Here is a 12,085-nt window from a genome sequence, read left to right on the forward strand (position 1 = left end):
AATCAAAACCAGCGAATGATTCATCGTCTGTGCTACCAAAATGCGATTGCGCTAAGCGCACGCTACGCTAACGAACGGAGCTCGATGATGCAGTGGAAGACTTGTGTAAATCTCAGTATCTTCAAATGTAATTGGTAAAATTTGAGCGTTAATGTATTCCAATTCTTTTGGCAGATATTCAAACCCTCGATTCAGTTGAAGCTTGCCAACATTAATTTTAATGGAGATTTCCCACAGGCTGGCAATACTAAAATACAAACCTGTTTTAGTATCGATCGCTTCTTTGGCTTTACTACCGAGATTGGAATCGCCAAGCAAGTACCACAGAAAGGCATGAGTATCTAAAAGAAATTCCATGTTATGTATATTCCTTTAAATCTTCCAGCGGTTCATCGAAATCATCAGACATAACGATTTGACCGGCCCAGCTACCATAACCATGAGGTTGTTCAAGTTGTTCTGGAGATGATTCAGTTTTTGCGTGTTTTTCAAGTAAATATTTTGCATAATGCAATATCTCTTGTTTTAGAGATTCTGGCATCTTGACGACAGTTTGAAAAATCTGTAGATCGATAGTCATGATTTTTCTGCAATTTTTACGCTTATCATGCTTACTCATTATACTGTAATTGCAGTCAGAAGGTATTTGGTGCCAGGGGCGATTCCCTACGGGATAGCTACGCTTCACGCACCTCCGTACAATCATCGCAGTGTTTGGTATTTGGCGTGAAGGGCGATCGCTTTTTCATTTTAGGCGATCGGTCATCAGAAACAAGAAAGGGATCTCGCTATCTATGCAAGCATTTCACTATTTAGTATTTGCTTTGGTGAAGAGTTTTGAGGTAAACTATAATTGCTCAAAGTTTCTGGAGTCTGACATGGAAACAATGAAACTGATCTCGCATATTGGAACCGACGGCATATTGCTTCTCCAAATGCCCGCTGAGTTTAAAGATACTTCTGTTGAAGTGGTAGTAGTTGTACAGCATCTACCATCTGAGGAAGTTAAACCGAAGTATAACGCTTGGGGAAAGGTGACTACTAAAAAATCAATTCAAGCAGCAATTGCTAGAATGATACAACTGCGGCAACAAATTGCCTTGGATAAAAGCTCAATCCGTTCCATGATTGAAGAAGGGCGCAGGTTTTAATGCAGTTTGTATTGGATTGTTCTGTAGCCATTAGTTGGTGCTTAGTCGATGAAGATAACGATTATGCCAATGCTATACTCGCGATGATGCCAGATTGCGAAGCATTTGTACCAGGCATTTGGTCGCTAGAAGTTGCGAATACTCTCCTGGTTGCCGAGAGACGCAACCGCATGACAACTGAGCAATCTGAAATAGCTATTGCTTTGTTACAATCACTTTTAATTCAGGTTGACGACGCCACGGATAGCAGCGCACTCTCGTCAACTCTGGTGCTAGGAAGACAAGAAGGTTTAGCTGCTTATGATTCAGCTTATTTGGAGTTAGCACTACGATTGAAATTGCCGATCGCAACACTTGATAATCGCTTGGCGGAAGTGGCAACTCGCTGTGATGTGGGGTTGGTAGTTGTTGGTGGAAAAATGCCAGAGACGGAGCCGTAATGCAATTGACAACAGATAATTGCTGCATTGGTTTCATGCGATCGCTCTTTCATTTTAGGCGATCGGTCATCAGAAACAAGAAAGGGCGATCGCAACTGGTACAACGATCGCAGTGTTGCGTATTTGGTGTGAAGGGCGATCGCTCTTTCATTTTAGGCGAACTCTCATCAGAAAAAAGAAAGGGCGATCGCACCTGTTTGAAGAAAATCATCAGGGCGATCGCTCTTATTTGAAAAGAATCAGAAAGGCGATCGCCCTTTCTTTCGCTGTGGCGATCGCCCTACAGGATAGCTACGCTTCACGCCCTCTGTGCAATCATCGCCCTTTGAAATGGTGGAAATGGATCGGATTGTCAGTGGAAACATAGGTTGAGTGACACGAGGGTTAAGGGAATATGTAGGAAAGGGCGATCGCCCTTTTATTTGCTGTGGCGATCTATCTGATTTGAAAAAAATAAGAAGGGCGATCGCGCTGTGAATCAGTTCGTAATAACAACCATCAGGTTATCTGAAATTACCATCATCATATATTCTGCACTTTCCTGGTTCAATTCTTCCCATATCAACAATGCCTCCCAGGTCAATTGTTCTACCTCTACTATGATTAACGTGAATCGAAAATTTGACGGGTGAGTCAACAATTGATTGAAGTGGGAAAAACAGTGAACTTGTGTCGTAGAATCTTTTATCACGCCGTCTACTATTAGACTCAATCCTCAGCCTTCGCCAGTTTTCACCACTAGTAAGACCAAATTGTTGTCCTAATGCATTTACACCGAGACTATATCTTGTGTACATTTGAAATTCGACGCTCTGAACTCTTGAATCTCTACTACCCGCTTCGGCAATAACTCTTGCCCTCAGATTACCAGATATATTACAGAATTCAGCAAATTTTATTTCGCCATAGATTCCGTCTCGTTCTTGATAGTTAGGAGAAGCTTGCCCAGGAATAGCTGAAAAAGGTAAAACCAGTGCCGCCAAAAGAAGGCTTTTATAAAAAAACGCCAAACTGTTAGCTCTATCGACTACTTTGACTAAATTGAAAAGCATTGTTAATTTTTGTTGATAGATATTTCTCCTATCATTATTTCAAAAATCCCAGCTTTGTCTAGGCCAAAAAGCTTAATTTTGTTGGCAATTTTGTCTGCTAATCTAACCCGCCCTGTGTAAAAAATCTTAGAATATGCCAGAAAATGTTGGAAAATGTTAGGTATAATACGAAAAATCACAACATCCACGATACTGCATGAATCTTAAGGAAGTGTTAAAAATGGCTGACGAGATGGTGTTTGCAAAAACCGGTCAGCACCTCGATAACTTACAAGAGGCAATTCTGCTGGGAACCATGCAAGGTGAGAAATACACCAAAATTGCCGAGGAGATTCACTGTAACGAGAGTTATGTTAGGCAAATCGGATCGCAATTATGGCAGATAATTTCAGAAGAGTTGGGAGAAGATATTAATAAAAAAAATTTTAGATCGGCAATTAAGAGGTTACAAGTCTCTAATTCTTCAAACTTTGCACAAGACGTTGTAGCCATCGGCAATTTTAATATCTGTGGAGAAGCTAGACACCCGCAAAATATCCCAAACTCACATCCACCAAATCAAGAAACATCTAACCCACAACAAACTAAAACTTCACATCAAGATTTAAGCGAAATGCCGGAGTTGGGCAATTTCTTCGATCGCACTTCCGAACTCCAAACCCTCACAACCTGGATTCTACAACAAAACTGCCGCCTCATCACCCTCACCGGCATCAGCGGCATCGGCAAAACATCCCTAGCAGTACAACTCGTACAACAAATCAAACACGAGTTTGAATACGCAGTTTGGTGCACGCTAGACGAATTCCCCACCATCGATAAATTTCAATATAACCTAACACAGCTTTTTTCCCAGTCAGAAAAACCAGATTCATCCCCAACCAACCACAAACGCTTACCGCTGATTAAATATTTACAAAACCATCGCTGTTTAGTAGTCTTAGATGACGTTCAAAACCTTTTCTGTAGCGGCGAATTGGCCGGAAAATATAAACCAAACTACGAAGAATATCGCACCCTATTCAAACAAATAGAAAAATTATCCCATTCAAGTTGCTTTCTGCTAGTCGGTTGGGAACCGCCCAAAGAAGTTCCTCAACTTACCAGCCAAAATACTCCCATTCGTACCTTACAACTCACAGGCTTAGATATCGCAGCAGCACGGGAAATCCTCAGAGATAAAGGATTAGCAGAAATCGATAACTGCGAAGCACTTATTCACCGCTACCAAGGCAATCCTCTATGGTTAAAAAGCGTGGCGACTTTGATTCAAGAGCTAGGAATTAGTGCGACTGAGTTATTAATAGATGATACCATATTGTTACCCGAAGATTTGAAAGAAGTTTTGCAAGAGCAGTACGATCGCACTTCCGAACTAGAAAAACAAGTTATGTCATTGTTTGCGACAGAAAACCAGCCAGTCAACTTCGCCAAATTGCAACAAAACCGACAAATACCACCATCAAATTTGCTCAACGCCTTGCAATCTCTATCGCGGCGATGCTTGATAGAGAAACAGGAAAATCTTTATACTTTTTCACCTGTAATGAAGCAGTATATCAAAGGATTGTAACGGAGATGTTGCACCATTGTTAATAAACCTTTTATTTCTTAGTCTGCGGAGGCAGACTTTGTTTGACAAGAAGCGGTTTCAACCGCCCCATCATTAAGAGTGGTGACTGTGCTATCATAGAATACAAAACATATTGATTCGAGTTATAGCGTTTCTCAGAAAGATGAGGTATGCTAATTTATGCTACAAACCTTACACCACCAAGCTTTTTAAGTGAAAATTCGTACCTCATCAATGTGAAAAAGGCTATATATGACCACAATAACTACAGTCACAACAGCCTCCCAACTCGCAGATTACTACATCAGGTTTGCGAATGACGTAGGTTCCTATCTCAGCAACCACAAGCTACAAAAACTATTGTACTATGCCCAAGCATGGTATCTAGCATTTGAGGATACGCCGCTGTTTGATGAAGATTTTGAAGCTTGGGTGCACGGGCCGACTATTCCGGCTTTATTTTACGAATACAAAGAACAATTTGACTGGAAGCCAATTCTCAAAGAAGTCTAAAAACCCGAGTTTTCAGAAGAAGTACAAGAGTTTTTAGACGAGTTATCCGATGATTATTTCTTTCGGGATGCTTATGAGTTAGAATTGATGGTGCGACGCGAAGATCCTTGGATTAATGCTAGAGGTGGGTTGCCAAGAGATGAGTCTTGTCGTGCTATTATTACGAAGGAATCAATGAGACAATTTTACAAAACCCGTGTCATAGAAGAAAATTAAAAAATCCGATATACGCCGCCAGCAATCTTTATCTAGTATCAATCGTCTAGATGTTAAAATACCGGAAAGAGTTAGTTTTTCTTTCATATATTACCAGGACGATAAAGATAAGTTTTCAAGTGGGATAATTAATGTTACCCAAATTCAGGAAACGGCAGTGCCTTGTCCTTACAATTAATCGGGTAGGGAAACGGCATTGCCGTGTCCTTCTCGGTGGCGGGGTTCCCTCAGACTAAAGAAACCGGGTTTTTTATCTAATCTGTGGTTGTAACGAAATATTTTCGCAAAAAAACCGGTTTATGGCACCCGTGGGTAAGTCCTAATTTTAAGCAAATTTTGCATAGAGAGCTAAAATAAAATTCACGCTTAAAAAGCCGACTGCGAGTACGAGAATGATAAAGATTGCGATACTGAAAATAGACTTTAGCCGATCGCCAATTTCTGGTTTTTCTGAGTTCATCGGTCAATTTTTGCTGTAAATTGGTTCCGGGAAATTGAGCAAGAATATATTGTACCAATGCAGGCACAAAAATGCAACTCCCGAACGGCTCAAAACTCCGATCGCCCTCATGAGGTGGCATTTTTCATCTAAAATCTAAAAATCGACTGGCTTTTGTAGCGATGGTCGATCGCCCAAACCAGATCGCACCCGCCTCCTGTAAAATAGAGGGCGCGCTGGGTTTTACCGTTTAACAGCCCCAATGGCGGGCGATCGCGCCTAGGTATCCCAAATACATAATAATATACCAGTTATCCTTAACCTACTCAATAAGGTAAAAATAGAAGAGTGTCACGAAATAATCTAAAACATATAACTGAAAAAAGGATATAAATCAATGCTTCACCCAGTCTCGCAACCTTACCAACAACGAGAAAATACTATGACTCAAAGAGCCGTGCGGAAGCCAAACCCCTCTGCTAGAAACCACTTAAGGCAAAGTTTTCCTCAAAGACACTGGCTGGAACTAGCAGAATACGCCTCTCTGGCGGCCTCTGGAGTCGGTTCCCTAGCGGTAGCACTGTCGGGTCAAGCTTTTTACGGAGTAGCGCCCCTCACTTTGGCTTTGTCGCTGAATGTTGCTAACCGATATCGATTCGAGCAACAAGTGCGGGTTCACCAAAATTCCGAACTAGCCAGCGTGCAAAAGTCGGTAAATAAAGTCGAAAAAACCGCGGTGACGGTAATTGTAAAATTGCGGAAGCAGTTGTCAGGAGATATTGCAACGCTGCGCCAGCAAATGGCTGCATTACCTAGAACAGAAGGCTTTGACGAATCTCTAGACATCGAGCGGCAGTTGCTGAGTTTGGGAGAATCGGTAGCTTCTTTGCAAGAAATCGTAGCATCTGCCGTGCTCAATGTCCGCGAGCAAGTGAGCCAACAACTGCAAGATTTATCCGTTGGCCAACCTGCAAATCTCGAAGCCGTGGAAGACGCGATAGAGAAACTGCAAACCGCGACAAAATGCTTGACAGAAACTGCTATCACCCAAGACGAATGGGAAGCAGTAAATACTCGATTCTTGGAAATCCAGAAAGTCATGGCAAATCTGCAAAGTCAACTGCAATCTACCCCGCACCAATCAACTCCCGATTTGTCTGCAGTCCAAGCTCAAATCTACCGTTTGGAACACGAGCAACAAGAAGTTGTGAAACCTCACCTCAAGCGTTTAATCTCGGTAGTAAAGCAGTTGCAGCATACGCAAGAAAATAGTCAGTAGTCAGTAGTCAGTAGTCAGTAGTCAGTAGTCATTAGTCATTAGTCAGTAGTCATTAGTCAGTAGTCATTAGTCATTAGTCATTAGTCATTAGTCATTAGTCATTAGTCATTTTACCCGAAGAGCTAAGTCGAATGATAGTCATTAGTGATTAGTCATTTTAGCCGCTCGCGAAGCGGAAGGCTAGTTATCAGCAGACAAGATTCTATTCATTCACTCTCAAAAGTTGAAATTCATCTTTGTGAAGGGAGTATCTTAGTTTTGCAAAAAGCATTTTTTTGTATTGCGAGCATCCCCGAATAGCGAGTTGTACAATACGCTCTTCGGGGATGTTCGCACTATAATGCAAAATACCAGATGCTCCCTAAGTCATCAGTCAGAAGGAAGATTTTCGCACTCTCTTCTTCTCCCCATCTCCCGGCGGTCGTCCAAATTTTTCGACAATTGTGTTACAAAATTAAAAGGTAATCTGTCTAGTTCATCTGTTTTCAACCAGTTAGAATAAAATTAAATGACTGCAACCGTAAATATTCCTGATAACCCATTACTAATTGGCCAAGGATTGCCGACCTTTGACGCGATCGCCCCAGAGCACGTAATCCCAGCCATTACCCAACTGCTGACGGAGCTAGAAGGCTCGCTAGCTGCCTTAGAAGCATCTGTAGAGCCGACTTGGAGCGGTTTAGTAGAACCCTTACAACAGCTCGGAGAGCGCTTAAATTGGAGCTGGAGCATTGTCGGACATTTGATGGGCGTGAAAAATAGCCCGGAATTGCGATCGGCCCACGAAACAGTGCAGCCGGAAGTAGTAAAATTTTGGAGCAAAGTCAGTCAAAGCAAACCGCTTTACGAAGCTTTTAAAGCGCTGCGGGCCAGCGAAAACTGGGACAGCTTAGAGTCAGCTCAACAGCGAATTGTCGAAGCCGCTCTCCGAGATGCACAACTCTCCGGCGTGGGTTTAGAAGGCGAACAAAAAGAGCGTTTTAATGCCATTCAATTAGAATTGGCCGAAATTACTACTCAATTTTCCAATCACGTCCTCGACGCTACCAAAGCTTTCAGCATCACCCTCACAAACAAAGAGGAAATTGACGGTTTACCGCCGAGTTTGTTGAGTTTAGCAGCCCAAGCCGCTCGCAGTGCCGGCGCAGAAAATGCCGATGCCGAAAACGGCCCTTGGCGGATTACTTTAGACTTCCCCAGTTACGGCCCTTTCATGCAGCACAGCACTCGCCGCGAGTTGCGCGAAAAGTTGTACAAAGCTTTTATCGGTAGAGCCAGCAGTGGAGAGTTGAATAACTGGCCTTTGACCGATCGCATTTTAGCACTGCGCCAGGAAAAAGCAGCCTTGCTCGGCTTTAACAGTTATGCCGAATTGAGTCTGGCGACCAAAATGGCTCCCGACGTTGCGGCAGTCGAAGCTTTGTTAGAAGAATTGCGCCAAGCTAGTTACAGTGCTGCTGTCAAAGATTTAGAAGAGTTAAAAGCGTTTGCGGCGGCCAAAGGTGCGCCGGAATCCGGGGATTTGAAGCACTGGGATATGGGTTTTTGGTCGGAACGGCAGCGGGAAGAAAAGTTTGCTTTTAGTGCAGAAGAATTGCGCCCTTATTTTGCTCTGCCACAGGTATTGGATGGCTTATTTGGATTAGTAAAGCGGCTGTTTGGCGTGACAGTAACGGCGGCGGACGGTCAAGCTCCTGTGTGGCACAAAGATGTGCGCTATTTCCAAATAGATGATGAAGCCGGAAATACGATCGCCAATTTCTATTTAGACCCCTACAGTCGCCCGGAAGAAAAGCGCGGCGGTGCTTGGATGAACGATTGCGTGGTGCGCGCTAAATTTGTGGAAGCGGGAAAAACCATCACGCGGTTGCCGGTGGCTTATTTGGTGTGCAACCAAAGTCCTCCCGTGGACGGAAAACCGAGTTTAATGACTTTTTTGGAAGTCGAAACTTTGTTTCACGAATTCGGTCACGGTTTGCAGCATATGCTGACAACGGTAGACTATCCGGGGGCTTCTGGCATCAATAATGTTGAGTGGGATGCGGTGGAATTGCCCAGTCAATTTATGGAAAATTGGTGTTACGATCGGGCTACTTTGTTCGGGATGGCAAAGCATTACGAAACCGGGGAAACTTTACCGGAACACTATTACCAAAAACTGCTAGCAGCGCGCCACTACATGAGCGGTAGCGTCATGCTCAGACAAGTACATTTTAGCAGTATCGATATCGAATTGCACCACCGCTACCAGTCGGGCGGTAGCGAAACTGTGGCGGATGTCCGCAATCGCATCGCTAAAACTACGACTGTTTTACCTCCTCTGAAAGAAGACGCATTTTTGTGCGCTTTCGGACACATTTTTGCGGGCGGTTATGCGGCGGGCTATTACAGTTATAAATGGGCGGAAGTTCTCAGCGCTGATGCTTTTGCGGCGTTTGAGGAGGCTGGTTTGGAAGATGAAGATGCGATCGCCTCTACGGGTAAGCGTTTCCGAGATACAGTGTTAGGATTGGGCGGCAGTTTGCACCCGATGGAAGTGTTTAAAACTTTCCGGGGACGCGAACCTAGCACTAAGGCTTTGTTGAGACACAGCGGTTTAGTTGCGGCTTAATCGACTGTGGAATATCAATTCCGGTTGTACCGTCAGGTGATTGTTGACTGTTGATTGTTGACTGTTGACTCGCGGTCGAAAAACTGAATGGTTGAGTGTTAACTGCTGACTCGATTTTTATTATTCCGATGCAGCCGGAAACGATATAAAAACCGGGATTAATACGGGTGAATTTGTCTGGATTAATCCCGGTTTTTTCCTGAATTCAAAGGTTTGTAGTCAGGAATTCATATCGTTTCCGCTGGCATCGTCAGGTGATTTAACCTTATTAGTACACAGAGTACACAGAGTCCGAGAATATATATCTGAATCATTCCGATGCTACCGGATTTGATATCATCAGCTAACCGGCATTTAATTTACACGCTCCGAAAGCTCCAACCCTACACCCGACACCCCACACTCCTTTCGACAATTTCAATATGCAATTTAGAGGCGCAGCTATCCCTCTTCAGAAATCGCCAGCCGATTTTAGCTTAGGTTGAAGGCCGATCAAAGCAGTATCAGTGTTAATATTTTCAGTATAAACTGCCCTTTGCAAATATTTGCTGTAATCTATCAGTGATTATACTTAATTTCCATCAACTAGAAGTTAACTTTATATTTTGCAATATTTACGGGCTGTTTTTTCGATACAGCTAAGGCTTTTATTGGCAACTAAAAAACCTGGATTTTACCAAATCTTTAATATAAGCGGTTAACAGCGCTAGTTTTTTAAAGTTTTGATAAAGACGGTGGGACGGCGACTCAAAAAAAAGAAAAAAAGCAGGTAAAAATTCAAAAATTGAGTTATGAATCTTTTTTGTATTGTCAAAAAACTTTGATATATATGATAATAAGTAAGGATTGATAGTTACTCGTTCACCCAAAATTTAAGATTTTCATGGATATTCAATTAATTAATATCGGTTTTGGTAATATTGTGTCGGCTAACCGAGTGATTGCCATTGTCAGTCCCGAATCGGCACCAATTAAGCGTATAATTACTGATGCGCGGGAGCGCGGACAATTGGTTGATGCTACCTACGGCCGCCGCACGAGGGCGGTAATTATTACAGATTCGAGTCATGTCATCCTCTCGGCGATTCAGCCGGAAACGGTGGCTAATCGTTTTGCGATCGGTAAAGACAGTCAAGTTCGGGATGATTGATGTTTGTCAGTTGCAATTTGAGCACTTACAGTATACAGTAACCGAAAGCTTAAATTGTTACGAGTTTCTATTCTAAAAATGAAATCCGGTAAATTAATTGTTCTGACTGGGCCTAGCGGTGTGGGGAAAGGCACCTTAGTCCGATCGCTCCTCAATCGCCATCCCGAATTATATCTTTCGGTATCCGTCACAACTCGTACACCGCGCGAGGGAGAAATTGAGGGAAAACACTACTATTTTGTCAGCCGCAGCCGTTTTGAACAAATGGTTGAGGCTGACGAGTTAGCAGAATGGGCCGAGTTTGCCGGCAATCTTTACGGTACTCCCTATTTTGCTCTCAAACAGGGCATTGGTGAGGGAAAATGGGTAATCTTGGAAATTGAGCTCGAAGGAGCAAGGCAAATTAGAAATAAGTTTCCAGAGGCTTTGCGACTTTTTATTTTACCTCCTTCTTGGGAAGAATTGGAACGGCGGCTGCGGAGTCGGGGTCAAGATTCCGAAAGTGCGATCGCCCGGAGATTGCTGCGGGCCAAGGAGGAAATTGAAGCGGCGGGAGAATTCGATTTTCAGGTTGTCAATGACGATTTAGAATTTGCTTTAAAAAAACTAGAAGCAATACTTAATTTGGTCGATATTTCGGGTAATTAAGAGCTAATAACTAATGATTAATAACTAATGACTATAGCATTTCTCAGGTGCGGGAGGTATGCAATAAGGCTTGAAATTCCCGATATTCATGGAAGCTAGTGTACCCGATATTTCGCTCGAAAGGCTATAATAACAACTAACAACTAACAACTAACAACTAATAACTAACAACTAACAACTAACAACTAACAACTAACAACTAACAACTAACAACTAACAACTAATTACCCATTTTTCTGTACGCGCTAAAACTTCGGTACTTTTTTTGACAGCGACACAAATTTTTAAATTAATTTCCAGGATATTAAAGGAAGAGGAAAAGTTTCGCAGGGGTTCTATTTCGCGAGCAGAACAGCCCAACATTTCCATATAAGCTAGTGTCCAGCCAATAGCTGCAATGTCGCTTATATAGCCTTCTCCGGCGCACAGGTGACAACCCGATTCAACCTCTGGATAGCACTCAGGACAAACCCAATTGCTGACTTGTGAATCGAGCTGAATTGTGCGGGATGTTGAGGCAATTGTTAAGGCTTTAATGTGGTTTTGAACTACTTGTTTAAAGCCTCGGTTTTGGTTGCTGAGGCGGTCGGAATTGTTGGGCTGTCCGATCGCACTTCCTGACTGTGGTGGCGAAGCCAGAGGTGATGTGCGGTTCTCAATTTTGAAGGGAGATTCGCCCAGATTTGCCGTTAGCTGAATACCGCAGTCTTTGAACTCAAGGGGCTGAGATTCTTTGATGGCGCGGGAAGAATCGGATTCTGCGCGATCCTCTTCGAGGGCTTCGCCAACGGCAAAATCTTGCATCGAGAGATGATGTTCGATCGCCAAAGACCAAGTTCTTTTATGGCGGAGGTCGCCATATTTTCTCGCTTCGGCATCAGTAATGCCGATCGCCGCAGCCTCTTGGCGCAGCACATTCATCGAAGTCATGACATCTGATATCATTAATTTATTTACAACTAATATACGATCGCCAAATCAACCCGCACAAATTCCCTTAAATATAGTAGCCT

At 43.1% G+C, this 12,085-nt stretch carries 15 protein-coding genes; 10 read left to right on the top strand and 5 right to left on the bottom strand.

Annotated elements, in window-relative coordinates; genetic code table 11:
* Nucleotides 1-51: 51 nt before the first annotated feature.
* Both QUA97_RS14415 and vapB read right to left on the bottom strand, forming a co-directional pair.
* Entirely contained in the window at nt 52-357 is a 306-nt protein-coding gene (locus QUA97_RS14415) for a type II toxin-antitoxin system VapC family toxin (protein WP_228050135.1), read from the bottom strand.
* Nucleotide 358: 1 nt separating this feature from the next.
* Nucleotides 359-580, bottom strand: a complete 222-nt coding sequence (gene vapB, locus QUA97_RS14420; protein WP_194060845.1) for a type II toxin-antitoxin system VapB family antitoxin — start codon at nt 578-580, stop codon at nt 359-361.
* Nucleotides 581-794: 214 nt separating this feature from the next.
* Here vapB and QUA97_RS14425 point away from each other — a divergent pair, with 214 nt between their 5' ends.
* The 4 genes from QUA97_RS14425 to QUA97_RS14440 are packed head-to-tail and all read left to right on the top strand — an operon-like array spanning nt 795 to nt 1,958.
* Nucleotides 795-1,151: a hypothetical protein gene (locus QUA97_RS14425; RefSeq protein ID WP_333195005.1), complete on the top strand. Its 357-nt coding sequence runs from the start codon at nt 795-797 to the stop codon at nt 1,149-1,151.
* Entirely contained in the window at nt 1,151-1,591 is a 441-nt protein-coding gene (locus QUA97_RS14430; RefSeq protein ID WP_333195007.1) for a type II toxin-antitoxin system VapC family toxin, read from the top strand. The genes QUA97_RS14425 and QUA97_RS14430 overlap by 1 nt, the downstream gene beginning before the upstream one ends.
* The gene (locus QUA97_RS14435; RefSeq protein ID WP_333195008.1) at nt 1,591-1,824 is read left to right on the top strand and encodes a hypothetical protein; all 234 of its coding nucleotides are present in this window, start codon (nt 1,591-1,593) and stop codon (nt 1,822-1,824) included. The genes QUA97_RS14430 and QUA97_RS14435 overlap by 1 nt, the downstream gene beginning before the upstream one ends.
* Nucleotides 1,821-1,958: a hypothetical protein gene (locus QUA97_RS14440; protein ID WP_333195009.1), complete on the top strand. Its 138-nt coding sequence runs from the start codon at nt 1,821-1,823 to the stop codon at nt 1,956-1,958. Before QUA97_RS14435 ends, QUA97_RS14440 begins: the two co-directional genes overlap by 4 nt.
* Nucleotides 1,959-2,094: 136 nt before the next feature.
* Here QUA97_RS14440 and QUA97_RS14445 read toward each other — a convergent pair whose 3' ends face one another.
* Nucleotides 2,095-2,643, bottom strand: coding sequence for a hypothetical protein (locus QUA97_RS14445; RefSeq protein ID WP_333195010.1), 549 nt, complete (start codon nt 2,641-2,643; stop codon nt 2,095-2,097).
* A gap of 196 nt (nt 2,644-2,839) precedes the next feature.
* On the opposite strand from QUA97_RS14445, the gene QUA97_RS14450 reads away from it, so the two are divergent.
* Nucleotides 2,840-4,216 (top strand): NB-ARC domain-containing protein, encoded by a 1,377-nt coding sequence (locus QUA97_RS14450; RefSeq protein ID WP_333195012.1) that lies wholly within the window; start codon nt 2,840-2,842, stop codon nt 4,214-4,216.
* 252 nt (nt 4,217-4,468) lie between these two features.
* Nucleotides 4,469-4,729, top strand: a complete 261-nt coding sequence (locus QUA97_RS14455; RefSeq protein WP_228050136.1) for a Panacea domain-containing protein — start codon at nt 4,469-4,471, stop codon at nt 4,727-4,729.
* A gap of 541 nt (nt 4,730-5,270) precedes the next feature.
* On the opposite strand, the gene QUA97_RS14460 is transcribed toward QUA97_RS14455, so the two are convergent.
* On the bottom strand, nt 5,271-5,405 hold the full coding sequence (locus tag QUA97_RS14460) for a hypothetical protein (RefSeq protein ID WP_255512998.1): 135 nt from the start codon (nt 5,403-5,405) through the stop codon (nt 5,271-5,273).
* 376 nt (nt 5,406-5,781) lie between these two features.
* Here QUA97_RS14460 and QUA97_RS14465 point away from each other — a divergent pair, with 376 nt between their 5' ends.
* From QUA97_RS14465 to gmk, 4 genes are all read left to right on the top strand, one after another.
* Nucleotides 5,782-6,663: a hypothetical protein gene (locus tag QUA97_RS14465; protein ID WP_333195014.1), complete on the top strand. Its 882-nt coding sequence runs from the start codon at nt 5,782-5,784 to the stop codon at nt 6,661-6,663.
* A gap of 508 nt (nt 6,664-7,171) precedes the next feature.
* On the top strand, nt 7,172-9,274 hold the full coding sequence (locus tag QUA97_RS14470; RefSeq protein ID WP_333195015.1) for a M3 family metallopeptidase: 2,103 nt from the start codon (nt 7,172-7,174) through the stop codon (nt 9,272-9,274).
* A gap of 883 nt (nt 9,275-10,157) precedes the next feature.
* Nucleotides 10,158-10,424 (top strand): extracellular matrix/biofilm regulator RemA, encoded by a 267-nt coding sequence (gene remA / locus QUA97_RS14475; protein ID WP_194011293.1) that lies wholly within the window; start codon nt 10,158-10,160, stop codon nt 10,422-10,424.
* A gap of 78 nt (nt 10,425-10,502) precedes the next feature.
* Nucleotides 10,503-11,072 (top strand): guanylate kinase, encoded by a 570-nt coding sequence (gmk, locus tag QUA97_RS14480; RefSeq protein ID WP_333195017.1) that lies wholly within the window; start codon nt 10,503-10,505, stop codon nt 11,070-11,072.
* A 213-nt stretch (nt 11,073-11,285) separates the two neighbouring features.
* On the opposite strand, the gene QUA97_RS14485 is transcribed toward gmk, so the two are convergent.
* A complete protein-coding gene (locus QUA97_RS14485) occupies nt 11,286-12,017 on the bottom strand; it encodes a hypothetical protein (protein WP_333195018.1) in 732 nt (243 codons plus the stop codon).
* Between the last annotated feature and the right edge of the window lie 68 nt (nt 12,018-12,085).

The organism is Microcoleus sp. CZ3-B2, assembly GCF_036705055.1.
In the GTDB taxonomy this organism is placed as follows: Bacteria; Cyanobacteriota; Cyanobacteriia; order Cyanobacteriales; family Microcoleaceae; genus Microcoleus.